Origin of the sequence: Pseudomonas sp. TUM22785 (assembly GCF_028198105.1) — a bacterium.
In the GTDB taxonomy this organism is placed as follows: domain Bacteria; phylum Pseudomonadota; class Gammaproteobacteria; order Pseudomonadales; family Pseudomonadaceae; genus Metapseudomonas; species Metapseudomonas solani.
In genome coordinates, this window is the sequence record NZ_CP116239.1 from 1,430,005 (window position 1) to 1,451,781 (window position 21,777).

Here is a 21,777-nt window from a genome sequence, read left to right on the forward strand (position 1 = left end):
CCTCTGCGTTGGGCCTCGCTGCGCTCGGCGCCAACCTACGAGCTCCGTAGCCCGGCTTCAGCCCGGGAAGGGCACGCACGAAGCCGAACGGCAACCATGAAAAAGCCCGCCATCGAGGCGGGCTTTTTCATGGCCGGGATTCAGAGCGTCGCGGGGTTGGAGGCGGCGTTGGTCAGGCGGCGGGCCTGCTTGAGGTAGCCGGTGAGTTCGCGGGCGGGGAGGGGTTTGCTGTAGAGGTAGCCCTGCCCCTCGTTGCAGCCCTGGGAAATGATGTATGCCTCCTGCTCCTGGGTCTCCACGCCCTCGGCGATCACCTGCATGCCCAGGCTGCGGGCGAGCTGGATGATGGCGCGCACGATGGTGGCGTCGTCCTCGTCCTCGAGCACGTCCTGGACGAAGCTCTTGTCGATCTTGATCTTGTCCAGCGGCAGGCTCTTCAGGTAGCTCAGGGACGAGTAGCCGGTCCCGAAGTCGTCGATCGCGATCAGCGCGCCGGAGCGGCGCAGGCTCAGCAGGTGCTGGGCGGCGGTGGAGATGTCCTCCATCAGGCCGGTCTCGGTGACTTCCACTTCCAGGCTGCGCGGCGGCAGGCGGTAGACCTGCAGCAGGTTGTTCACCACCCGTGGCAGCTCGGCGTGGTGCAGCTGCACGGTGGACAGGTTGATGGCCATGCGCAGTTCGCTGAAGCCCTGGTCGTGCCATTCGCGCAGCTGGCGGCAGGCCTGGTCCAGCACCCATTCGCCGATGGGGATGATCATGCCGTTCTGTTCGGCCAGGGGGATGAACAGGTCCGGCGGCACGAAGCCGTGCTGCGGGTGCTGCCAGCGCAGCAGCGCCTCGACGCCCACCACGCGGTGGTCGCGGTAGTCGACCTGGGGCTGGTAGACCAGGTGCAGTTCGTTGCGGTTGAGTGCTTCGCGCAGGTCTTTCTCCAGCTCGCGCCGACGACGCATCTCGCTGTCGACGCTGGCGATGTAGAACTGGTAGCGGTTGCGCGAGCGGCTCTTGGCCAGGGTCATGGTCTGTTCGGCTTTCTGCAGCAGCTTCTCGGTGCTGTCGCCGTCTTCCGGGAACAGGGTGATGCCGATGGTGGCGCGCAGGCGCACTTCCTGCTGTTCCAGGGCGAAGGGCGCCTCGAGGTCGTCGAGCACGCTCTGGGCCAGTTCGGCCGCTTCGTAGGGTTGTTCGATATCGGCCTGGACCAGGGCGAACTGGTCGCCACCCAGGCGGGCCAGGGCGCCGAGGCGGCCGCTGTGGCCGCGCAGGCGGTCGGCGAGGGCGATCAGCAACTGGTCACCGGTCTGGTAGCTGAACTGTTCGTTGACGCCCTTGAAGTCGTCCAGGCCGACGCAGAGCACGGCGACGCGGCGCTGCAGGCGGCCGGCGTCATCGAGGATCTGGTCCAGCTGCTGCTGCAGTTGCTGGCGGTTGGGCAGCCCGGTGAGGAAGTCGTACTGGGCCATGCGCAGCAGGCTGTTCTCCGCCTCCCGGCGCAGGTGGGTATTGCGCTCGATGGAGGCCAGCAGCTCGTTGGCGGTGTTTATCCACAACCCCAGTTCGTTCTTCTCGTTGCCCTTGAGCATGGGCAGCTTGTGCTCGCTGGGGCGGTCGGGATTGATGTTGGTGAGGTGCTCGATGATCTTCGACAGCGGCTTGGTCAGCAGCCAGTGGTAGACCGAGTAGAGCACCAGGCCCATGGCCAGGGCGCGCAGCACCCCGGAGACGAAAATGATCACCGAGCTGACGACGAAGTCCTCGCCGTAGGGCGCGGTGTCCAGGGTGATGTTGAGGTCGCCGTAGTACTCGCTGTACGGGCCGCGGCCCACCAGCTGGGTGGTGAAGTTCTGTTCCTTGCCGAGGATGGCATCGGTGAGCCAGCGGGTCGGCAGCTCCATCAGCGGGCGCGACTTCTCGGCGAGCATGGGCTCGTTGGGGTGGCCGATGGCGGCGAAGCGGACCGACTCGTGCTGGAACAGGCCCTCGATCACCTGCATGCCCATCTCCCGATCGAGGCTGTAGACGGCCTGGGTCGAGGGATCGCGGAACATGCCGAGGATGCGGTGGGCATCGTTGGCCACCGCCTGCCGAGTCTTGTAGACGTCGAACACAATCTGCGCGCAGCTCAGCACTACACCGACCACCAGCGCGGACAGGAGCACCACGCGGAGCAACTTCAGTGACAAGCTGTGTTTGAGATCCAGCTTCAAGTAGGGATTCCTTGTTCGATGCCGGTAGGCGTCAGACCGCTTGAGTATTGGCAAACACGAGATAGCCGTCAAAGGGCCATTACGCAAATGCGCGGATTTTCACCTTGTCCGGTTCTCAGCCGGCACATTCTTCGGACGAACCTTGTCCCAGCCTGCACTGTGTCGGTGCGCTGGCTCCCCGCTTTAATGCCGTTCGACGGATTTCATTCTGGCACAGCCTGGGCGAATGCCCCGGCGATCCGGCGGACGGCGCCTCCCGGCGTCTCCAGCCGTTCGTCGTCTGCCAACAGATGCACTGCAAGCTTCGCTCCGGCGCGCGTTGATTTCGGCTGCGCAAATGAAAAGACCCGGCGCTAGGGCCGGGTCTTTCCGTGGAGCTGGAGCGGGTCTCAGGCAGCGTAGTTCTTGGCTACGAAGTCCCAGTTGACCAGGTTCCAGAACGCCTCGACGTACTTCGGACGCAGGTTGCGGTAGTCGATGTAGTAGGCGTGTTCCCAGACGTCGCAGGTCAGCAGCGGGGTGTCGCCGCTGGTCAGCGGGCAGCCGGCACCGATGGTGCTGGCCAGGGCCAGGGAGCCGTCGGCCTTCTTCACCAGCCAGCCCCAGCCGGAGCCGAAGGTGCCGATGGAGGTCTTGCTGAACTCTTCCTTGAACTTGTCGAAGGAACCGAAGGCCGCGTTGATGGCGTCAGCCAGGGCGCCGGTGGGCTGGCCACCGCCGTTGGGGCTCAGGCAGTTCCAGTAGAAGGTGTGGTTCCACACCTGGGCTGCGTTGTTGAAGATACCGCCCGAGGAGGTCTTGACGATCTCTTCCAGGCTCTTGCCTTCGAATTCGGTGCCCGGAACCAGGTTGTTCAGGTTCACGACGTAGGTGTTGTGGTGCTTGTCGTGGTGGAATTCCAGGGTCTCGGCGGAAATGTGCGGCTCGAGGGCGTTCTTCTCGTACGGCAGCGGCGGCAATTCAAAAGCCATGTCTATCTCCTTCATCAGGTCTGGATTTGTGCGCGGGGCGCGAGGCCGTTCACGGGCGGCCGGTGGGCGGCTGCGAGTTTGTACTCTTTTTTCGCCGCGAAGCCCGGATCATAGCATCGGCCCTGCGGCATAACCACGCAGCAAACGTGTGGAAATCCCGGCGCCAGGGCCTTTGAACCGTGCGCGAAGGGTTCGACAAGGGTTGCTCAGAGACCGTTCAGCAATTGTGCCGCAATGGCGAACATCATCACCGCCACGGCCAGGTCCAGAAGGCGCCAGGTGGCCGGGCGCGCCAGCCAGGGCGCCAACCAGGCGGCGCCGATCGCCAGGGCGAAGAACCAGATCAGCGACGCGCTCGCAGCGCCCAGGGCGTAAGCCCCGGGCACTGGTTGCTGAGCGCCGAGGGAGCCGATCAGCAGCACCGTGTCCAGGTACACATGGGGGTTGAGCAAGGTCACCGCCAGGGCCGCCAGCAGCACCGCCTTGCGTGAGCGCGGGCCGGTGTTGGCGGCCTGGTCCAGGGTCTGTGGGCGCAGCGCGCGGTGCAGGGCCTTGGCCCCGTACCAGCTGAGGAAGACGATGCCGCCCCAGCGGGCGATGGCCAGCAGCGTCGGGTTCTGCGCCAGCAGCGTCGCCAGGCCGAAGACCCCGGCGCACACCAGCACCGCGTCGCACAGCACGCAGAGCGCGGCCACCGGCAGGTGGTGCTCGCGGCGCAGGCTCTGGGCCAGGACGAAGGCGTTCTGCGCGCCGATGGCGATGATCAGCCCCGCCGCCACCAGCATCCCGTTGAGGTAGCTCTGCCACATGGCTCAGGCCTCCCCGGCACTGGCGGCCAGGGCGCGCAGGGTGGAGAGGGCGCGTTCGGCGTCGTCGCGGGCGACGAACAGGTGATCGTGGTAGTAGCCGGCAATGACGTTGCAACTGATGTTCGCCTGGGCCAGGGCGCCGGCGAAGGCTGCGGTAAGGCCCACGGCCGCCAGGGAGGAATGCACCTCCAGGGTGATCCAGGCGGCTACGTAGTCGTAAGCCAGGGCCAGGCGGTCGGCGTCTTCGCGGCGCAGGATGACGGTCAGCCCCTCGCGCTCGCGGAAGCTGCCCAGGGTTTCGCACCCCTGCAGCGCGGTGGCGTCGGCCAGGGTGCAGAACACGTAGTCGCCCGGGTTCAATTCGGGGGACATGCTGCGGATCAGCAGCGCGAGGGAGGTTTCGCCAGCCATGGGGGCGGTCCTGTGCGGAGGGGAGATGTGGCGAGTCTGGGGTGCGGGCGTGTATAAGAAAAACAAATCATGCTGATCCCCTATTAGGAAAATCGATTTGTTCGACTACAAGTTGCTGGCCGCCCTCGCGGCGGTGGTGGAGCAGGGCGGCTTCGAGCGTGCGGCGCAGGTGCTCGGCCTGTCGCAATCGGCGGTGTCCCAGCGCATCAAGCTGCTGGAGGCGCGGGTCGGCCAGCCGGTACTGGTGCGCGCCGCGCCGCCCACGCCCACGGATGTCGGCACCCGCCTGCTCAACCATGTGCAACAGGTGCGCCTGCTGGAGCGTGACCTGCAGTCCCAGGTGCCGGCCCTGGACGAAGGCGGCTCCCGCGAGCGCCTGCGCATCGCCCTCAATGCCGACACCCTGGCCACCTGGTGGGCGCGGGCGGTGGGCGACTTCTGCTCACGCCACGACGTGTTGATGGATCTGGTGGTGGAGGATCAGGACGTGGGCCTCAAGCGCATGCGTGCCGGCGAGGTGGCGGGCTGCGTGTGCGGCGCCGAACGCCCGGTGGCCGGCGCCCGCAGCATCCCCCTGGGCGCCATGCGCTACCGCGCCCTGGCCAGCCCGGCCTTCATCGCCCGGCATTTCGCCGGGGGCGTGACCCCGGCGGCGCTGGCCCGCTCGCCCTCCATCGTCTACGGCCCGGACGACCTGCTGCAGCACCGCTATATGGAATCCCTGGGGATCGCTGGCAGCTTCCCCCACCACCTCTGCCCCTCGTCCGAGGGCTTCGTGCGCCTCACCGAAGGCGGCCTCGGCTGGGGCCTGGTGCCCGAGCACCAGGTCCAGGGCCAACTGGCGCGAGGCGAGTTGCTGGAGCTGATCCCCGACCGCCCCATCGACGTACCGCTCTACTGGCACCACTGGCGCCATGGCGGCGAACTGCTCGGCCAGCTCACCGAGCACCTGGCCCGTGCCGCTGACCGCTGGCTGGTGCAGGACTGAATCAGGCGATACGGATCGCTCCGCTGCCCGGCAGCCGCTCCACGCAGCGCTCGCCGAACAGCCGCGACGGCGTCCCGTAGCCGCCGGGGCCTTCATGGGCCAGCAGATGATTCACCGCGAGCAGCACACCGTGGACGGTCACTTCATAGCCGTTGGCGGTTTCCAGGTGGGCGGTGCGTACCTCGCCGGCGGCGTTGCGCGCTTCGCCCCAGACCCAGGTGCGCAGCCGCTCGCGGGTCGCCTGATCGGGGCCGCGCACGCGCTTGTCCACCTGGCCCTTGAGCCACGTCTGCGCCGCCGCCCCGCCCAGCAGGCCGCGCAGGGGGTGGATCAGACGCATGCCCAGGGCCGCCGCCGGTGGCGCCGGCAGATACACCTCGATGTTGGGGATGCCGGTGGAGTAGTAGGCGGTGGCGACATCGCCCCAGGGGATGGTCACGGCGTTCTTCGCGCCACGGCCGAAATCGATGCGGCGCTGGCGGTAGCCCAGGGGCACGCCCACCCGTTCGCCATCGCGGCGCACCTGGCCGCCCAGGCGCAGGCCCTCTACCGAGGTCTTGGCGGTGCCCGGCGACAGGCCGCTACCGGTGTCGAAGCCCAGGGCCAGGTGGCTGGCATCCGGCAGTACCTGCTTCAGGCAGGCGGCCACGCAATCGGTGGGAATCACGTCGAAGCCCACGCCGGGGCAGACCACCCGGCCGGCCTTGCGGGCCAGCAGGTCATAGGCGCGGGCCTGTTCGAACACGGCGATCTCGCCGGTGATGTCCACGTAGTGACAGCCGCTGGCTAGGCAGGCCTCGATCATCGGCGCGCTGGTGGCGGAGAAGGGGCCGGCGCAATGGGCCACCACGCTGACCCCGGCCAGTGCCGCGCGGCTGGCCGCCGGGTCGGCTAGGTCGAAGGGGCGGGCGGGCAACGACAGCTCGTCGGCGATGCGCTGCACCTCTTTCGCGTTGCGCCCAGCCAGGATGGGCGTCAGGCCCTGGCGCACCGCTTCGGCGGCCACCAACTGGCCGGTGTAGCCATTGGCGCCGTAGATCATCCAGGTTGTTTCACCCATGCCGCGTCTCCCTCGTTGTCGTGGCCGACAAGACTAGCCGGGTCCGCGCCACGTGATGCCGGACCAAGGTTGGGCGTCTTGGCTTTCAAGGTCGGGCGGCTGGCTCGCGACGCCACGGCGCCATCCGGCGCACGCTGCTAGAGTCGCAGGCATAACGAGAACAGGGGATAGGCAATGAAGATTCTGGTAACCGGGGCGAGCGGCTTCATCGGGGGGCGCTTTGCCCGCTTCGCGCTGGAGCAGGGCATGTCGGTGCGCATCAACGGCCGGCGCCCGGAAGCCGTGGAGCACCTGGTCAAGCGTGGCGCCGAGTTCGTCCAGGGCGACCTGGCCGACCCCGACCTGGCCCGCGAGCTCTGCCGTGACGTCGAGGCCGTGGTGCATTGCGCCGGTGCGGTGGGTGTCTGGGGCAGCTACCCGCACTTCTACCAGGCCAACGTCGAGGTCACCGAGAACATCGTCGAAGCCTGCCTCAAGCAGAAGGTGCGCCGCCTGGTGCACCTGTCCTCACCCTCCATCTACTTCGACGGGCGCTCCCACGTGGGCATCCGCGAGGAGCAGGTGCCCAAGCGCTTCTCCGACCACTACGGCGCCACCAAGTACCTGGCCGAGCAGAAGGTCTTCGCCGCCGAGGAATTCGGCCTGGAAGTGATCGCCTTCCGCCCGCGCTTCGTCACCGGTGCCGGCGACACCAGCATCTTCCCGCGGCTCATCGCCATGCAGCGCAAGGGCCGCCTGGCAATCATCGGCAACGGCCTGAACAAGGTGGACTTCACCAGCGTGCACAACCTCAACGAGGTCCTGCTCAGCGGCCTGCTGGCGGCGGGCCCGGCGCTGGGCAAGGTGTACAACATCAGCAACGGCCAGCCGGTGCCGCTGTGGGACGTGGTCAACTACGTGCTGCGCCGCCTCGACCTGCCGCCAGTGACCCGGCACCTGCCCTTCGGCCTGGCCTATGGCGCGGCCACCCTCAACGAGACGGTCTGCAAGGTGCTGCCCGGGCGCCCGGAGCCTTCGCTGTTCCGCCTCGGCGTGGCGGTGATGGCGCGGGATTTCTCCCTCGACATCAGCCGTGCGCGGCACTACCTGGAATACGAGCCCACGACCAGCGTCTGGTCGGCACTGGACGAGTTCTGCACCTGGTGGAAGGCCCAGCAGCCCTGAGGCGCGGTTCAGCCGCGCAGCGGGCCGGCGTATTGGGTGTACTTGCGGATCAGCTCTTCCTCGCTCAGCACCTTCTGCACGCGGATGCCGGTGAGTTCGCTGAGGCGTTCGCCCAGGCTGATGATGTTCGCCTGCCGGGAATCGGCGCAGGCCTTGAGCATCGACTGGATGGCGTCGGGCTGGCTGAGACGGATATCCAGGGCCTGCTCGTCGCGAATCTGCCGACGCAGGGTTTGCATGCAGTCCAGTACGGCTTTGGTCAGTTCCACGCGTAATCCCCCCATGAATCAGAAGAGAGCCCCGTCCCTGTCTTCCCCGACCGGCGGAGCGTCGGGCCCCTACTGCATGGGCCCGCCTGGTTGAAGTGCCCCCAAGACACCTCACTGCAGTGATAGCAAAGTGCGTACCAGTTCACGCCCCCAGGAACCCTGGGGCCTGCAGCGGGTCGATCGACCGTGCGTCGCCCCGCGGCAGTGCGGATTCGCACCAGCTTGGCGCGACGCTGATGCCGCCCCAACGAAGCGGTATACTCGCGCACTTGTGGCCAGCCACGGCCCTTAGCGCTCTCTTCCGAAGGTCTACCATGCGTAACGATGCTCTCGATGAACTGGACGATGTTCCCAGCCTGACTACCGATGCCCGGGATCGCGACGAGTACGGCCAGCAGGGCCATGCCCACCACGCTCAGCCGGCCCGTGCGGCCAGCCACGGCCATGCAGCGGCGGTCAAGGTGCCCAGCACCGGCCCGTTGTGGGCCCTGATCGGCGCGCTGCTGATCGCCTTCTGCGGCCTTGGCTGGTGGAGCTTCCAGCAGATCTCCCTGATGGAGCAGCAACTGGTCGCCACCCAGGAAAGCTTCGCCCGCATCAGCGAGGAAGCCGCCGGTCGCATCCAGGACATCAGCGGCAAGGTGGTCGCCACCGAATCCAACGTCACCACCGGCAGCGAATCCCTCAAGCTCGAACTCAAGCAGCTGCAGGCCAAGGTCGCCGAGATGGGCAAGCAGCAGCAGAGCCTCAATACCCAGATCGGCGGGCAGGGCAAGCGCGTCGACCAGCTCGCCGCCGACATCAAGTCCCAGGAAGGCGCCGCCGGCCAGCTCGATGGTCGCCTCAAGGGCCTGGCCGACGAACAGGGCAAGCTCAAGGCCGCCCAGGGTGATTCCTCCAAGGTCGACGAGCGCCTCAAGGCCCTCTCCGCTGAAATCGACGCGCTGAAGAAGCAGGGCAACCCCAACCAGGCGATCAAGAGCCTGGAGCAGGACCTGCTGGTGCTGCGCAGCGAACTCGACAACCGCCCGGCACCGGCGCAGAACGTGGGCGGCAACACCGCCGAGTTCGACGCCTTCCGCGCGCAGATGACCCGCAACATCAGCACCCTGCAAAGCCAGGTGCAGAACCTGCAGCAGCAGATCAACGCCCGCTGATCCGTGCTTTAGCGAAAAGCCCCGCTCCGCCAGGACCGGGGCTTTTTTGTGCCCCGACGGATCGCAATGCCGCCGGGGGCACCCTGCTCTTCATGCCATCGCGCTCCGTTCTCACCGGTAAAGGGGGTGATGGGTTTCGCTGCGCTCTACGCCATCCTACGGCTCGTGTTGGTCGGCGGCGATTGCGTTTGGCTCAACCTCTGGGCTGACCGGGATGTAGATACCGTCTTGATCCCTAGTGAGCAAGGGCCAGTTTTACGTCGTACGGCTGGCCCGATTTCAAGACGCCATAAGCGATGTTCAGCAGCTTACGCATCGCTGCGCAGATGATCTGCATGCCGGTCTTGCCCTTGGCTCTGAGGCGTTCTCTCATCGCTTTGATCGCCCCGTTGTGCTGCAGGGCGCAAACGGCAGGCATGTACAGCCCAGCACGTAGCCGCGATGAGCCCATCTTGGAAATGCGGGTCTGCCCCCGGTATTTACCAGACTCCTGCAAACGCGGGTTGAGCCCGGCAAAGGCGGTAATCGCGCGGCTGCTGGTGAAGCGATGAGGGTCGCCCAGCTCCGCCAGGATCAGGGCGGCTGTCTTGTCCGCGATGCCATCGATGCTGGTCAACAGATCACGTTTGCCGCGCAGATCCGGGTCATTGTCGATGTGGTCGTTGATGGCCTTGAGGGTTTCCTCGATCTGTTGCTCGATGTGCCGCAACACTGAGCGGATCGACTCCTGCACGCTGGTATCAGCCACCTCCAGGCGATTGCTCTCCATCTGCTGGATTTCCTGCAGATCCGCCAGGCGCCGCATCAGTGCTTTCAGGCGCCGTATGGCGCGAGGTTCAGGCTGCCAGGGCCGTAGCTCGTCTTGGTGGCGCTCGCCGTATTCGGCGATCAGCTTGGCGTCGACCTTGTCAGTTTTCACTCGCTGCAGCTGACTGCGGGCGTAGTGAGCGATTTGCGCTGGGTTGAGGACGCAGACCCGATAGTTCTGCTCCAGCAGCCATTCGGCCAGGGCTTCATGGTGGATGCCGGTAGCTTCCATCACGACCCAGGCACCCGCCTCGCTGTGCTTGTTCAGCCACTCCTGCAGCGTGCGAAAGCCCGCCTCGCTGTTGACCAACTTGGCCTTGGTGCGGTACTTGCCGTTCGCCTGCAGGGTGGCGATATCGAACGTGTGCTTCGCAATGTCGACACCAATGACACTGGGCATGTGTGCTCCTCCTGATCGTTCCAAATGCGATCATCACTGCACCCGGCCCAACCTTGTGAATGCGAGCTCTGGGCTCAAGATACCGTTCGGGCTGTTCGAGTGAGTGTGGAGGGGCGGAGCACTATCTACGTCGCAGGCTCAGGGCCTAAGGGTGGACACGACTTCCAGCCCCTCCCCCGATGATCAGTCGGGAACTATTACCCCTGAAGGGGTAGTTAGTCGAGATACAAGGGTGGATGACGCTCTTTTCATCCACCAAGCGATGCTGCCGAGAGCACCCTGTGGACCGGATGCACCCCGGCGTTTGCTGGTGGGCTGAAGCGGAACGCCGCCCGGCCCACCCTACATCGCCCCCGCATGGGTTTGTGGGGCCTGTAGATCGGGTGCAACCCGACGTTTGCGGCGCACGATTCTCGCGGGTTGCACCCGCCCTACGGATTTGCACCTGTAGGGGCGAATTCATTCGCCCGCTCTTAATCCACAGCCACGAAAAAGCCCCGGCTTTATGGGCCGGGGCTTTGCTTTATCGCCAGCGTTGTCGCTTACAGGCGCGGGTAGTCGATGTAGCCGACCGGGCCCTTGGCGTAGAAGGTTTCCGGGTGCGGCTCGTTCAACGGGGCGTCCTGCTCCAGGCGGGCCGGCAGGTCGGGGTTGGCGATGAAGGGGATGCCGAAGGCCACGGCATCGGCCTTGCCTTCCGCCAGCCAGGCGTTGGCCTGCTCCTTGGTGAAGCGTTCGTTGGCGATGAACACGCCGCCGAAGGCTTCCTTCAGGCTCGGGGTCAGGCTGTCGTCGGCGACCTTCTCACGGGCGCAGATGAAGGCCACGCCACGCTTGCCCAGTTCGCGGGCCACGTAGCCGAAGGTCTCGGCGCGGTTGGAGTCGCCCATGTCATGGGAGTCGGCGCGCGGTGCCAGGTGAACGCCCACGCGGCCGGCGCCCCAGACCTTGATCAGCTCATCGGTCACCTCCAGCAGCAGGCGTGCGCGGTTCTCCAGGGAGCCGCCGTAGATATCGCTGCGCTTGTTGGTGCTGTCCTGCAGGAACTGGTCGATCAGGTAGCCGTTGGCGGCGTGCAGTTCCACGCCGTCGAAACCGGCGGCTTGGGCGTTCTCGGCGCCCACTCGGTAGGCCTCGATGATGTCGCCGATCTCTTCGGTCTCCAAGGCGCGGGGCACCGGGTAGTCACGCAGTGGGCGCAGCAGGCTGACATGGCCCTTGGCGGCGATGGCGCTCGGCGCCACCGGGGTTTCGCCGTCCAGGTAGCTGGGGTCGGAGATGCGGCCCACGTGCCACAGCTGCAGGACGATCTTGCCGCCGTTGGCGTGCACGGCCTTGGTGATGTTGCTCCAGCCCTTGACCTGCTCGTCGCTCCAGATGCCGGGGGTGTCGGGGTAGCCGACGCCCAGCGGGGTCACGGAGGTGGCCTCGCTGATGATCAGGCCGGCGGAGGCGCGCTGGGTGTAGTACTCGGCCATCAGCGCGTTGGGCACGCGGCCTTCGTCGGCGCGGCAGCGGGTCAGCGGGGCCATGATGATGCGGTTGGCGAGTTCCAGTTCGCCGATCTTGATGGGATCGAAAAGCGTTGCCATGGGATACACCTCGGATTAGTCGAGAGCGGTTTCCAGCTCGGGTTTGCGTTGACTGAAGGTAAGGACGGTCGCGACCAGGGCGAGAATCGCCAGCACGGCTGCGGCCAGGGGGACGCGGGTCAGGCCCAGGCCCTGGTCGATGACCAGGCCGCCGACCCAGGCGCCGAGGGCGTTGCCCACGTTGAAGGCGCCGATGTTCAGGGTGGAGACCAGGTTCGGCGCACCGGCACCGAAGGCCACCACGTTGACTTGCAGGGCGGGCACGGCGGCGAAGGCGGCCGTGGCCCAGAGGAACAGGGTGATCTCGGTGGGGATCAGCGCAGCGCTGGTCCAGCTGAGTACGGTGGAGGCGATGGCCAGGGCGACGAACACCCCCATCAGCGTCTGCGCCAGCTTCCAGTCCGCCAGGCGGCCGCCAATGACGTTGCCCAGGGTCAGGCCCAGGCCGATCAGCAGCAGGCTCAGGGTCACGCCACGGGGCGAGACGCCGGTGACTTCGCCCAGCAGCGGCGCCACGTAGGTGAAGATGCAGAAGACCGCGGCGGAGAACAGCACGGTGGTGGACAGCGCCAGCCACAGCCCCGCGCCATTGAGCGCGGCCAGTTCGCGGCGCATGTCGGCCTTCTCTTCGTCATGGCGGTTGGGCAGCACGCGCCACAGGCCGATCAGCGCGGCGACGCCGATCAGGGTCACCGCCCAGAAGGTCGAGCGCCAGCCGGCGGCCTGGCCCAGCGCGGTGCCCAGGGGCACGCCGAGCACGTTGGCCAGGGTCAGCCCGGTGAACATCAGCGCCACGGCCGAGGCCTTGCGGTTCTCCGGCACCAGGCTGGCGGCGACCACCGAACCGATGCCGAAGAAGGCACCGTGGCAGAGGGCGGTGACCACCCGTGCCAGCATCAGCAGCTCGTAGTTGGCGGCCACCGCGCACAGCAGGTTGCCGAGGATGAAGATGCCCATCAGTGCCAGCAGCGCGGCCTTGCGGGGGAAGCGGGCGGTGGCCATGGCCATGAACGGGGCGCCCACGGCCACGCCCAGGGCGTAGCCGGTGACCAGCCAGCCGGCGCCGGGAATCGACACGCCGAGGTCGGCGGCGACGTCGGGCAGCAGGCCCATGATCACGAATTCCGTGGTGCCGATGGCAAACGCGGACAAAGCGAGGACGAGAAGCGAAGTCGGCATTGGCCTGCTCCTGGAAGATTGTGGGTGGCGGCAGGTAATCGAAGGCCTAGAGCTGGTCGCTCATCTGGCGAAGGAATTCACTGATTACGGCTTCATTACGTTTGAAGAAGTTCCACTGCCCGACCTTGCGGCTGGTGACCAGGCCGGCACGCTGCAGGGTCGCCAGGTGCACCGAAACGGTGGACTGCGAAAGCCCCGTGCGCTGGTCGAACTTGCCGGCGCAGACGCCGATCTCGAACGGGTGGTCCTGCTCGACGAAATGCTTGTGCGGGTCTTTCAGCCACTGCAGCATCTCGCGCCGCACCGGGTGGGCGAGGGCCTTGATGATTTCGTCGATGTCGATGGGCGTGGTCATTGCTTCGTGGTTCCGGGTGAAGCCATATCGGGAATGGACGAACTATATATCGGCTAAAAACGATACAGGATCGTTTGTGCCGATAGTCTTCATCACGCCGGCTGATGGAAGCGCCCTCGGCTAGAGGCGTAAGCTTGGCCAATGAATTACCTCGCCCACCTGCACCTCGGCGGTGACCAGCCCGCCCAACTGCTCGGCAGCCTCTATGGCGACTTCGTCAAGGGGCCGCTGGACGGGCGCTGGCCGGCGGACATCGAGGCCGGCATCCGCCTGCATCGGCGCATCGACGTGTTCACCGACGCCCACCCGCTCACCGCCGAGGCCAAGGCGCTGTTCCCGGCCGAGCGCCGGCGCGTCGCCAGCATCCTCCTCGACCTGTTCTTCGACCACTGCCTGGCGCGGGACTGGCGGCGCTATGCCGAGGTGCCGCTACCGGCCTTCACCGGCCAGGTCTACCGGGTGCTGGCCGAGGAGCCGGCGCTGCCCGAGCGGCTGGCCTTCATCGCCCCGCGCATGGCCGCCCAGGACTGGCTCGGCAGCTACCAAGACTTCGAGATCATCGAGCAGGTGCTGGTCGGCATGTCGCGACGCTTTTCCCGGCCCGGCCTGCTGGATGGCGCCTATGAGGAGATCGAACAGCTGTACCAGCCACTCAGCGAGACCTTCCGTCGTTTCTATCCCGAGCTGCAGGGCTTCGCCCGCGAGGCATCCCGCCCGGCTTGACCTGCATCAAGCGCTGCAACCCCGTACCGGCTTGCAATATCCGTAGCTATCTGCCTACGGAGGTGCCCCCATGAAATCCCTGCTGCTGGCGACCGACCTGTCCTCGCGATCCGAGCGTGCCCTGCTGCGCGCCGCGAGCCTGGTGCGGCAGTTCGACTGCCCCTGGTTCATCCTCCACGTGGTGGACAGCGACCAGCCGCAGCTGCGCGTCGAGCTGGAGGTGGAGCAGATCTGCCGGTACCTCGAGGCGCGCCGCGATGAGTTCACCGAGCTGGCCGGCCGTGCCCCGGAAATCTGGGTGGAGACCGGTGACCCGGCGCCGCGCATCGCCGAATGCGCGCGCTGGGGCGATATCGACCTGTTGGTGATGGGGGTTCACCGACGCAACGCCCTGCGCGACGTCTTCGTCGGCACCACCCTGGAGCGCGTGGTGCGCACCTGCGAGAAACCGGTGCTGGTGGTCAACCGCGAGCCCGAGTCCTCCTACCGCGACCTGGTGCTGGCCCTTGACCTCTCGCCCACCTCGGCCCGCGCCGTACGCGCGGCCAAGGCGCTGGGGCTGATGGATGGCGCGCGTTGCCGGGCGGTGCACGCCTACGAACCCTTCGCCAGGGTGATGCTGATGAACGCCGGCATCACCACCCCGATGCTCGACGATCACCTCTCCAGCGAAGAGCGCAATGCGCGGCTCAACCTGGCCGGCTTCCTCGAAGAGCAGGGCCTGCAGGGCGTGGTGGGGGAGCAACGGGTGGAAGAGGGGCTGCCGATGACCATCCTGCGGCGGGTCATGGCCGACTCGCCACCGGACCTGTTGGTGCTGGGCACTCGGGGCATGGGCGGGATCAAGCGGGTGCTGATCGGCAGCGTCGCCGATGCGGCGCTGCGCGAATTCGAGTGCGACATCCTCGCCGTCCCGCCGATGCGGGACTGAGGCTCAGGCCGCCAGCTCCTCGGCGGCCTCTTCACCGAACAGCACCGTCTGGATCGCGCCGTGGGCCTGGCGGCTCAACAGCGTGCGGCTCAGGTCGGCACTGGGGATGGGCTGCAGCAGGTTGATCTCCACCTCGGCCACCTCGCTGCCCAACAGGCGCAGCAGGTGCGAAAGCAGGTCGTCGTCGCCGATGAAGGGCGCGATCTCGTCACGCTGGCCGTTGCGCAGGTAACGGATCGCCACCGGCTGCACCGCCACGCCGGTCTCGCAGGCGCTGGTCAGCAGGCGGCTGTGGAAGGTGCGCAGCAGGCTGCCGTCGGTGGTGGTGCCTTCGGGGAAGATCGCCAGTTGCCGGCCCAGCCCCAGGTGGCGGGCGAGTTGCTGGCCCACCAGGTTGCTGTCGCCCGCGCCCCGGCGGATGAACAGCGTGCCGGCCTTGTGCGCCAGCCAGCCGGCGATGGGCCAGGCGCGCACTTCGGCCTTGGACAGGAACGACAGCGGCGCGAGCATGCCCAGCAGCGGGATATCGGTCCAGGACACATGGTTGGACACCCACAGCATCGGCTGGCGCGGTACGTCGCCCGTCACCTTCACGCGGAAGGGCAGGGCACCGGCCAGGCGGGCGAGGAACCAGCGGGTCAGGCGCTGGCGCCGCATCATGATGTCGCGGCCACGGAACAGGCGTTCCAGCATCACCACCCAGCACGCCAGCAGCAGGCCGAAGCCGACCACCGCCAGCAGACGGGCGATGCGCAGGTACAGGCGTACTTTGCTCATGCCGTCGCCTCCGCTCAGACCGCCGCCTTGAAGTGACGGGCGTAGCGCGGGCACAGCTCGTCGCGCTTGAGCAGGATGAACACGTCGGCGACCTGGAAGTCCTGGTCCCAGCAGGGTTCGCCGCAGATCTTCGCGCCCAGGCGCATGTAGGCCTTGAGCAGCGGCGGCATCTCGGCGATGACGTTGCCGGGCAGCTCCAGCGCCGGCAGCGGGGTGCGCGGCTCGGCGCGCAGGTGTTCGGTGCACAGGTAGCGCTCGCGCAGGCGCTGCATGATGGCCTGGGCCTGGATGCCGCCGTCCTGCATGGGGATGCTGGCGCAGCCCATCAGGTAGCGGTAGCCACCTTCGTTAAGCACTTCGGCCAGCTCGCTCCAGAGCACGGCGATGGTGCCGCCATTGCGGTAGGCCGGGTCGACGCAGGTGCGGCCGATCTCCAGCACCGGGCCCTGCAGCTCGCCGAGGCCCACCAGCTGGAATTCTTCTTCGCTGTAGAAGCGGCCGATATCGTTGGCGGCGCGGTGGTCCAGCAGCCGGGTGGTGGCCACCAGGCAATCGCTGTCCAGGTCGCGCACGCCGATGTGCATGCAGTGCGGGTCGTAGTCGTCCATGTCTAGGCCGAACTCGGCGCCCTTGAGCTTGGCATCGAACTCCGCGCTGAACACGCGGTAGCGCAGGGCCTGGGCTTCACGCAGGGCGGCGACGCCGGTCAGGCGCTCGGCCTGCAGGCGACGTGGGCTTTTTTCGCCGCGGGCGGCGTTGTCGCGGGTCATTGCGATCTGGGTCATGAATAAAGCCTCCGTTAGCCGGCTAGATCCCGGTTGCAGCCGGTCGATCTTGTTGTGCAAAGTCAGGCTAGGGAGACCCGGTGTCACCACCATGACGTTTCCGTGATGCTTGAATGACAGCGACCAAAGGAGCCTGAAATGACCTGGCAACGCCTGCTGGAGATCAACGACCGCCTGCCCGCAGCCCCCCTGGAGGACTGGTACGGCGCACTGCTGGAGCGCCTGGGCGAGGCCTCGCCCTTCGAACTGGCGGTGCTCGGCGGCCGGCTCGCGGCGACCCCGGGGCTGGCTTTCCTCGCCGGCTACCAGGGGGCCCTGCGCCTGCTTTGGCCTTCTGCGCCGCAAAGCCTCGGCGCCTTGTGCGTGACCGAAAGTCGCAGCACCCGCCCGGCTGACATGCACACCCGCCTGGCCGGCCTGAGCCTGTCCGGGCGCAAGGATTTCGTCACCGCCGCCGATGCCGCCGACTGGCTGCTGGTGGCCGCCCGCGAGGAGGCCGAGGGCCAGCCGCCGCGCCTGGCCCTGGTGGTGGTGCGCAATGGCGCCCCGGGCGTGCGCATCGAGACCCTGCCGTCGCTGCCGCTGATGCCGGACATCCCCCACGCCCGCCTGCACCTGGATGCCGCCCACTGCGAGCGCCTGGCCGGCGATGGCTGGGACGCCTACGTGAAGCCTTTCCGCAGCATCGAAGACCTGCACGTGCTCGCCGCCATGGGCGGCTGGCTGCTCGGCGTCGGCCGTGACAGAGGCTGGCCGGAGCCCCTGCAACTGCGCCTGCTGGGGCTGCTCGGCAGCGCTGCCGAGGTGTCCCGGCTGTGCGCCACCAGCCCGACGATGCACCTGATGCTGGCCGGCCTGTTCGCCCAGTTCGACGGCCTGCGCCCCGAGCTGGAAAGCGCCCTCGCCAACGGCCCGCAGGCATGGGCCACGCTGTGGCAACGGGACCAGGGCGTGCTCAGCCTCGCCGTCGGCCCGCGCGCCAAACGCCTGGAAAAAGCCCGCGCCAGCCTTGGCCTGGGCTGAACCGCAGAGCTCCGTAGGCTGGGCTGGGTTCGTAGGATGGGTAGAGCTACGCGAAACCCATCATCGGGGTCCCGGCCGGGCCTCTGGAAGGAAATCGAGGCTGGCCGGGGCACGGGACCCCGTAGGTTGGGCTGAGGCACGAAGCCCAACACCGCGCGGCCGACCATTGCACCGTTGGGCCTCGCTGCGCTCGGCGCCAACCTACGGCACGTGCCGGTAGGTCGGGTGCAACCCGACGCCGTTGGAGTTCGGTCGGACCTCGCCTGGTGGAGGAAAAAAGCGTCCTCCACCCTACGCCGGCCCCATCTCCGAGCAGGGCGGCTCATCGCCCGCCGCACATCGCTCCACGCCAATCGCGACGCAGCGCCCGCCCCTGCGACGTTTTCGCCCTTGACGCCGGGTTCGCTTGATTCAGGTCAGTACGGGAAAAATCCACAACCCCGATGCTGGCCGCAGCAACCAATTCGAGGTTTCCATGCGGCGTGAACCCATAGTGCTGTTCGATAACGGCACCCACCAATGCCTGATGTTCGATGACCTGGTCAGTGGCGATGGCGTGCAGTCCAACCAGTTCCTGATCACCGACCACGAGCAATACCTGCTGCTCGACCCGGGCGGCGACCTGACCTACACCCCCCTGTCGCTGGAGCTGTCCAAGCACATCCCGCTGCAGGAACTGACCTACATCTTCGCCTCCCACCAGGACCCGGACATCATCGCGTCGCTGGACAAGTGGCTGCTGCACACCCGCGCCAAGGTCATCTGCTCCAAGCTCTGGGCGCGCTTCCTGCCGCACCTGACGGCCAACTACCTGGCCATCAGCCACGGCATCTCCACCTACGACCGCATCATCGCGCTGCCGGACCGTGGCCAGTCGATCCCCCTGGGGCGTTGCAACCTCAAGGCGGTGCCGGCGCACTTCCTTCACTCGGTGGGCAACTTCCAGATCTACGACCCGATCAGCAAGATCCTCTTCTCCGGCGACATGGGCGCGTCCATGGTCGATGACGCCAACCCGGTGCGCGACTTCGTCAACCACGTGCCCGAGATGGAGGGCTTCCACCGCCGCTACATGGCCGGCAACAAGGCCTGTCGCCTGTGGGCCGCCATGGTCCGCGAGATGGATGTGGAAATGATCGTGCCGCAACACGGCCGGCCCTTCATGGGCAAGGAAATGATCAGCGCCTTCCTCTACTGGATCGAGAACCTGCAATGCGGCCTCGACCTGATGGGCCCGGACGACTACCGCCTGCCGCGCTGAGCACTGACCTTTCGCGCCGAATGTCCCTTGAAGCGGCACGTTCGGCGCTTTTTAGCGTCATCTTCCCCGTGCTAGGGTTCCGCCTCCGCTGACAACAAGAGGCTGACCAATGCCCGTCCCGCTGCTGCGAACCCTGAGCCTGACGCTCGGCCTCTGCGCCGCCACGCTCGCCCACGGCGAAACCTGGCCCGGCGCCGAATGGGCCCAGGGCGCCAAACCGTCCGGCGCCGCCCTCGACGCCTTCGAAGCCTATGCCTTCCCCACCCGTGACGATGCCCAGCGCAAGGGCGTGCGCACCGACGCCGTGGTGGTGATCCGCGATGGCGAACTCATCTACGAACGCTACGCCGGCCCCACTCGCGCCGAGACGCCGCACCTCACCTGGTCGGTGAGCAAGAGCCTGCTCGCCGCCACCCTGGGCGTGGCCTACGGCGAAGGCCGCTTCAAGCTCGACGACCCGGTCGCCCGCCATTACCCGGCCTTCGCCGGCCATGGCGCGGTGCAGATGAACCACCTGCTGCACTGGGCCTCGGGCCTCGCCTGGCAGGAAGACTATGAATACGCGCCGTTGAAATCCTCGGTGGTGGCCATGCTCTACACCCGGGGCCGTGGCGACATGGCCGCCTTCGCGGCGGAACACCCGCTGGACGCCGTGCCGGGCAAGCGCTTCCGCTACTCCAGCGGCGACAGCAACGTGCTCTCCGCCGCGCTCAAGGGCATGGTCGGCGCCGCCTACAAGGACTACCCCTGGACCGCGCTGTTCGACCCGCTGGGCATCCGTTCGGCGGTGTGGGAAACCGACGCCGCCGGCACCTTCGTCGGTTCGTCCTATGCGTACATGAGCGCCCGTGACCTCGCCCGCGTCGGCCTGCTGATGCAGCGTGACGGGCGCTGGGGCGAGCGCCAGCTGCTGCCCAAGGAATGGGTGGCGTTCAACCGCAAGCCCTTCGCCGAGTACCGCACCGACCCCGAGCACCCCGGCGATGCCGTGCCCGGCGGGCACTGGTGGCTCAACGCGGTGGTGGAGGGCAGCGCCAAGCCCTGGCCGGACGCGCCCGAAGACGCCTTCGCCGCCCTCGGCCACTGGGGCCAGGCGCTCTACGTGTTGCCGGCGCAGAAGCTGGTGATCGTTCGCTACGCCGATGATCGCGACAAGAGCTACCAGCACAACCAGTTCCTCAAGCTGGCCCAGGCGGCCTTCGCCCAGGAGGTGCAGCCATGATCCGCCGTCACCCGATCCTCGCCATCCTGGTGCTGCTGCTCCTGGTGCTGGCCGGCCTGGCCTGGCAGAACCGTGTCCATATCCAGGCCTTCCCCGGCATCATCAGCGCCTACACCGCCAAGGAGTACTGCTCCTGCCGCTACGTCATGGACAACCCGGCGGACTACTGCGTGGGCTACGTGAAGCAATACGTGCCCACCAGCGCCTTCCTCGATGACGCCGCCGCCAAACGCGTGACCTCCCGTGGCCTCGGCGCCACCTCCACCGCCGCCTGGCTCGGCCCGCGCCAGGGCTGCCAGCTGCTGCCCGAGGCCGACCGCCTGCCCTGACCGCAGCGCCCCACCGGGGCGAGCCATGCGCCCGCGCCCGGTGTTCCACCCTGTGGAACCGTCTTCGATTGTTCTCCTCGCCCCGTGGCGCTTGACTGGGGCCGGGCCGCCTTCCCGGGTGGCCACGACGAGGAGAACAACAACAATGACCCGTTACGCGCACATCCCTGCCTGGCTGCATGGCATCGACGACGAGCTGCGTCGCCTGCGCCAGGACATCCACGCCCACCCCGAGCTGGGCTTCGAGGAAACCCGCACCGCCGAGCTGGTGGCCCGTGCCCTGGAGGGCTGGGGCTACGAGGTGCACCGGGGCATCGGCCGCACCGGCGTGGTCGGCGTGCTGCGCCGGGGCGATGGCACGCGGCGCCTGGGGCTGCGCGCCGACATGGATGCGCTGCCCATCACCGAAGCCACCGGGGTCGCCCACAGCAGCCGCCACGCCGGCTGCATGCACGCCTGCGGCCATGACGGCCATACCGCGATGCTGCTGGGGGCCGCGCGCTACCTGGCCGAAGCCGGGCGCTTCGAGGGCACCCTCAACCTGATCTTCCAGCCCGCCGAAGAGGGCCAGGGCGGCGCCGAGGCGATGCTCGCCGACGGCCTGCTGGAACGCTTCCCCTGCGATGCGCTGTTCGCCATGCACAACATGCCGGGGCTGGAGGCGGGTCGCATGGCCTTCCGCGCCGGGCCGGTGATGGCCTCCCAGGATCTGCTGGAAGTGGTCGTCACCGGCGTCGGCGGCCACGGCTCCATGCCGCACCTGTGCGTCGACCCGCTGGTGGCCGCCGCCGATATCGTCATGGCCCTGCAGACGGTGGTGGCGCGCAACATCGATGCGCAACGTGCCGCCGTGGTCACGGTGGGCGCGCTGCAGGCGGGGGAGGCGGCCAACGTGGTGCCGCAGAGCGCGTTGCTGCGCCTGAGCCTGCGGGCGCTGGACCCGGACGTGCGCGAGCTGCAGCTGCAGCGGGTCACCGCCATCATCCGCGGGCATGCCGCGAGCCACGGTTGCCAGGTGGCCATCGAGCACCGGCCGGCCTACCCGGTCACGGTCAACCACGCGGCCGAAACCACCTTTGCCCGCGACGTTGCCATCGGGCTGCTGGGGGAGGGCGCCGTGCAGGAGGCGCAAACCCTGATGGGCAGCGAAGACTTCGGCTGGATGCTGCAGCGCTGCCCCGGCAGCTACCTGGTGATCGGCAACGGCGAGGGGCCGATGGTCCACAACCCCGGCTACGACTTCAACGACGACATCCTCGGCCGTGGCGCCGCCTACTGGGCCGCCCTGGCGGAAGCCTGGCTCCAGGCCGCCCGCAGCAACCTGCCCAGCCGCGCGACCCGCGCCCACGCCTAAGCC

General features: G+C 67.5%; 22 protein-coding genes. 10 read left to right on the plus strand and 12 right to left on the minus strand.

The features are described 5' to 3' along the window. Nucleotides 1-140: 140 nt before the first annotated feature. From PI990_RS06720 to PI990_RS06735, 4 genes are all read right to left on the minus strand, one after another. Nucleotides 141-2,207, minus strand: a complete 2,067-nt coding sequence (locus tag PI990_RS06720) for a putative bifunctional diguanylate cyclase/phosphodiesterase (protein WP_043241223.1) — start codon at nucleotides 2,205-2,207, stop codon at nucleotides 141-143. 389 nt (nucleotides 2,208-2,596) lie between these two features. Continuing rightward, nucleotides 2,597-3,178 carry a superoxide dismutase [Fe] gene (sodB, locus tag PI990_RS06725; protein WP_111263062.1) on the minus strand — a complete coding sequence of 194 codons (582 nt, stop codon included), beginning with the start codon at nucleotides 3,176-3,178 and terminating at the stop codon, nucleotides 2,597-2,599. A gap of 206 nt (nucleotides 3,179-3,384) precedes the next feature. Beyond that, on the minus strand, nucleotides 3,385-3,987 hold the full coding sequence (locus PI990_RS06730; RefSeq protein ID WP_271660150.1) for a LysE/ArgO family amino acid transporter: 603 nt from the start codon (nucleotides 3,985-3,987) through the stop codon (nucleotides 3,385-3,387). Between the two features lie 3 nt (nucleotides 3,988-3,990). Then, entirely contained in the window at nucleotides 3,991-4,398 is a 408-nt protein-coding gene (locus tag PI990_RS06735) for an ACT domain-containing protein (RefSeq protein WP_043241214.1), read from the minus strand. 91 nt (nucleotides 4,399-4,489) lie between these two features. On the opposite strand from PI990_RS06735, the gene PI990_RS06740 reads away from it, so the two are divergent. After that, nucleotides 4,490-5,386 (plus strand): LysR family transcriptional regulator ArgP, encoded by an 897-nt coding sequence (locus PI990_RS06740; RefSeq protein ID WP_271661271.1) that lies wholly within the window; start codon nucleotides 4,490-4,492, stop codon nucleotides 5,384-5,386. A 1-nt stretch (nucleotide 5,387) separates the two neighbouring features. On the opposite strand, the gene PI990_RS06745 is transcribed toward PI990_RS06740, so the two are convergent. Next, nucleotides 5,388-6,446, minus strand: a complete 1,059-nt coding sequence (locus PI990_RS06745) for a saccharopine dehydrogenase family protein (RefSeq protein WP_271660151.1) — start codon at nucleotides 6,444-6,446, stop codon at nucleotides 5,388-5,390. Nucleotides 6,447-6,620: 174 nt separating this feature from the next. On the opposite strand from PI990_RS06745, the gene PI990_RS06750 reads away from it, so the two are divergent. Beyond that, complete coding sequence (locus PI990_RS06750) at nucleotides 6,621-7,610, plus strand: NAD-dependent epimerase/dehydratase family protein (protein WP_184488738.1); 990 nt, start codon at nucleotides 6,621-6,623, stop codon at nucleotides 7,608-7,610. A gap of 8 nt (nucleotides 7,611-7,618) precedes the next feature. Here PI990_RS06750 and PI990_RS06755 read toward each other — a convergent pair whose 3' ends face one another. Then, on the minus strand, nucleotides 7,619-7,879 hold the full coding sequence (locus PI990_RS06755; protein WP_021217930.1) for a hypothetical protein: 261 nt from the start codon (nucleotides 7,877-7,879) through the stop codon (nucleotides 7,619-7,621). A gap of 314 nt (nucleotides 7,880-8,193) precedes the next feature. Between PI990_RS06755 and PI990_RS06760 the strand changes: the two genes are divergently transcribed. Beyond that, nucleotides 8,194-9,036, plus strand: a complete 843-nt coding sequence (locus PI990_RS06760; RefSeq protein ID WP_271660152.1) for an ATPase — start codon at nucleotides 8,194-8,196, stop codon at nucleotides 9,034-9,036. Nucleotides 9,037-9,271: 235 nt separating this feature from the next. Here the strand turns inward: PI990_RS06760 and PI990_RS06765 are convergent, their stop codons facing one another. From PI990_RS06765 to PI990_RS06780, 4 genes are all read right to left on the minus strand, one after another. Next, the gene (locus PI990_RS06765; protein WP_271658246.1) at nucleotides 9,272-10,243 is read right to left on the minus strand and encodes an IS110 family transposase; all 972 of its coding nucleotides are present in this window, start codon (nucleotides 10,241-10,243) and stop codon (nucleotides 9,272-9,274) included. 542 nt (nucleotides 10,244-10,785) lie between these two features. Continuing rightward, a complete protein-coding gene (locus tag PI990_RS06770) occupies nucleotides 10,786-11,835 on the minus strand; it encodes an alkene reductase (RefSeq protein ID WP_021217558.1) in 1,050 nt (349 codons plus the stop codon). A gap of 15 nt (nucleotides 11,836-11,850) precedes the next feature. Beyond that, complete coding sequence (locus PI990_RS06775; RefSeq protein ID WP_184488740.1) at nucleotides 11,851-13,014, minus strand: MFS transporter; 1,164 nt, start codon at nucleotides 13,012-13,014, stop codon at nucleotides 11,851-11,853. Nucleotides 13,015-13,060: 46 nt separating this feature from the next. Beyond that, nucleotides 13,061-13,369, minus strand: coding sequence for an ArsR/SmtB family transcription factor (locus PI990_RS06780; protein ID WP_021217560.1), 309 nt, complete (start codon nucleotides 13,367-13,369; stop codon nucleotides 13,061-13,063). Between the two features lie 141 nt (nucleotides 13,370-13,510). On the opposite strand from PI990_RS06780, the gene PI990_RS06785 reads away from it, so the two are divergent. Together PI990_RS06785 and PI990_RS06790 are read left to right on the plus strand one after the other, a co-directional pair. Next, complete coding sequence (locus PI990_RS06785) at nucleotides 13,511-14,092, plus strand: acyl carrier protein phosphodiesterase (RefSeq protein ID WP_271660153.1); 582 nt, start codon at nucleotides 13,511-13,513, stop codon at nucleotides 14,090-14,092. Nucleotides 14,093-14,162: 70 nt separating this feature from the next. Then, nucleotides 14,163-15,023 carry a universal stress protein gene (locus PI990_RS06790; protein WP_271660154.1) on the plus strand — a complete coding sequence of 287 codons (861 nt, stop codon included), beginning with the start codon at nucleotides 14,163-14,165 and terminating at the stop codon, nucleotides 15,021-15,023. A gap of 3 nt (nucleotides 15,024-15,026) precedes the next feature. On the opposite strand, the gene PI990_RS06795 is transcribed toward PI990_RS06790, so the two are convergent. After that, entirely contained in the window at nucleotides 15,027-15,800 is a 774-nt protein-coding gene (locus PI990_RS06795; protein WP_271660155.1) for a lysophospholipid acyltransferase family protein, read from the minus strand. A 14-nt stretch (nucleotides 15,801-15,814) separates the two neighbouring features. Beyond that, nucleotides 15,815-16,585, minus strand: a complete 771-nt coding sequence (gene olsB, locus PI990_RS06800; RefSeq protein WP_021217564.1) for an L-ornithine N(alpha)-acyltransferase — start codon at nucleotides 16,583-16,585, stop codon at nucleotides 15,815-15,817. A 138-nt stretch (nucleotides 16,586-16,723) separates the two neighbouring features. Between olsB and PI990_RS06805 the strand changes: the two genes are divergently transcribed. The 5 genes from PI990_RS06805 to PI990_RS06825 all read left to right on the plus strand — a co-directional run bounded on the left by PI990_RS06805 (nucleotide 16,724) and on the right by PI990_RS06825 (nucleotide 21,774). Continuing rightward, nucleotides 16,724-17,608, plus strand: a complete 885-nt coding sequence (locus PI990_RS06805) for an acyl-CoA dehydrogenase family protein (protein ID WP_271660156.1) — start codon at nucleotides 16,724-16,726, stop codon at nucleotides 17,606-17,608. Nucleotides 17,609-18,083: 475 nt separating this feature from the next. Next, complete coding sequence (locus PI990_RS06810; RefSeq protein WP_021217701.1) at nucleotides 18,084-18,869, plus strand: MBL fold metallo-hydrolase; 786 nt, start codon at nucleotides 18,084-18,086, stop codon at nucleotides 18,867-18,869. Nucleotides 18,870-18,978: 109 nt separating this feature from the next. After that, nucleotides 18,979-20,091 (plus strand): serine hydrolase domain-containing protein, encoded by a 1,113-nt coding sequence (locus tag PI990_RS06815; protein WP_271660157.1) that lies wholly within the window; start codon nucleotides 18,979-18,981, stop codon nucleotides 20,089-20,091. Then, a complete protein-coding gene (locus PI990_RS06820) occupies nucleotides 20,088-20,420 on the plus strand; it encodes a hypothetical protein (RefSeq protein ID WP_021217699.1) in 333 nt (110 codons plus the stop codon). The genes PI990_RS06815 and PI990_RS06820 overlap by 4 nt, the downstream gene beginning before the upstream one ends. A gap of 145 nt (nucleotides 20,421-20,565) precedes the next feature. Next, nucleotides 20,566-21,774, plus strand: coding sequence for a M20 aminoacylase family protein (locus PI990_RS06825; RefSeq protein ID WP_271660158.1), 1,209 nt, complete (start codon nucleotides 20,566-20,568; stop codon nucleotides 21,772-21,774). Nucleotides 21,775-21,777: the final 3 nt, after the last annotated feature.

What these genes read in the sequence shown, in the direction of transcription:
- sodB (WP_111263062.1), bottom strand. Translation starts at nt 3,178, where the DNA reads ATGGCTTTTGAATTGCCGCCGCTGCCGTACGAGAAGAACGCCCTCGAG.
- PI990_RS06730 (WP_271660150.1), bottom strand. Translation starts at nt 3,987, where the DNA reads ATGTGGCAGAGCTACCTCAACGGGATGCTGGTGGCGGCGGGGCTGATC.
- PI990_RS06735 (WP_043241214.1), bottom strand. Translation starts at nt 4,398, where the DNA reads ATGGCTGGCGAAACCTCCCTCGCGCTGCTGATCCGCAGCATGTCCCCC.
- PI990_RS06745 (WP_271660151.1), bottom strand. Translation starts at nt 6,446, where the DNA reads ATGGGTGAAACAACCTGGATGATCTACGGCGCCAATGGCTACACCGGC.
- PI990_RS06750 (WP_184488738.1), top strand. Translation starts at nt 6,621, where the DNA reads ATGAAGATTCTGGTAACCGGGGCGAGCGGCTTCATCGGGGGGCGCTTT.
- PI990_RS06760 (WP_271660152.1), top strand. Translation starts at nt 8,194, where the DNA reads ATGCGTAACGATGCTCTCGATGAACTGGACGATGTTCCCAGCCTGACT.
- PI990_RS06765 (WP_271658246.1), bottom strand. Translation starts at nt 10,243, where the DNA reads ATGCCCAGTGTCATTGGTGTCGACATTGCGAAGCACACGTTCGATATC.
- PI990_RS06770 (WP_021217558.1), bottom strand. Translation starts at nt 11,835, where the DNA reads ATGGCAACGCTTTTCGATCCCATCAAGATCGGCGAACTGGAACTCGCC.
- PI990_RS06775 (WP_184488740.1), bottom strand. Translation starts at nt 13,014, where the DNA reads ATGCCGACTTCGCTTCTCGTCCTCGCTTTGTCCGCGTTTGCCATCGGC.
- PI990_RS06780 (WP_021217560.1), bottom strand. Translation starts at nt 13,369, where the DNA reads ATGACCACGCCCATCGACATCGACGAAATCATCAAGGCCCTCGCCCAC.
- PI990_RS06785 (WP_271660153.1), top strand. Translation starts at nt 13,511, where the DNA reads ATGAATTACCTCGCCCACCTGCACCTCGGCGGTGACCAGCCCGCCCAA.
- PI990_RS06790 (WP_271660154.1), top strand. Translation starts at nt 14,163, where the DNA reads ATGAAATCCCTGCTGCTGGCGACCGACCTGTCCTCGCGATCCGAGCGT.
- PI990_RS06795 (WP_271660155.1), bottom strand. Translation starts at nt 15,800, where the DNA reads ATGAGCAAAGTACGCCTGTACCTGCGCATCGCCCGTCTGCTGGCGGTG.
- olsB (WP_021217564.1), bottom strand. Translation starts at nt 16,585, where the DNA reads ATGACCCAGATCGCAATGACCCGCGACAACGCCGCCCGCGGCGAAAAA.
- PI990_RS06805 (WP_271660156.1), top strand. Translation starts at nt 16,724, where the DNA reads ATGACCTGGCAACGCCTGCTGGAGATCAACGACCGCCTGCCCGCAGCC.
- PI990_RS06810 (WP_021217701.1), top strand. Translation starts at nt 18,084, where the DNA reads ATGCGGCGTGAACCCATAGTGCTGTTCGATAACGGCACCCACCAATGC.
- PI990_RS06815 (WP_271660157.1), top strand. Translation starts at nt 18,979, where the DNA reads ATGCCCGTCCCGCTGCTGCGAACCCTGAGCCTGACGCTCGGCCTCTGC.
- PI990_RS06820 (WP_021217699.1), top strand. Translation starts at nt 20,088, where the DNA reads ATGATCCGCCGTCACCCGATCCTCGCCATCCTGGTGCTGCTGCTCCTG.
- PI990_RS06825 (WP_271660158.1), top strand. Translation starts at nt 20,566, where the DNA reads ATGACCCGTTACGCGCACATCCCTGCCTGGCTGCATGGCATCGACGAC.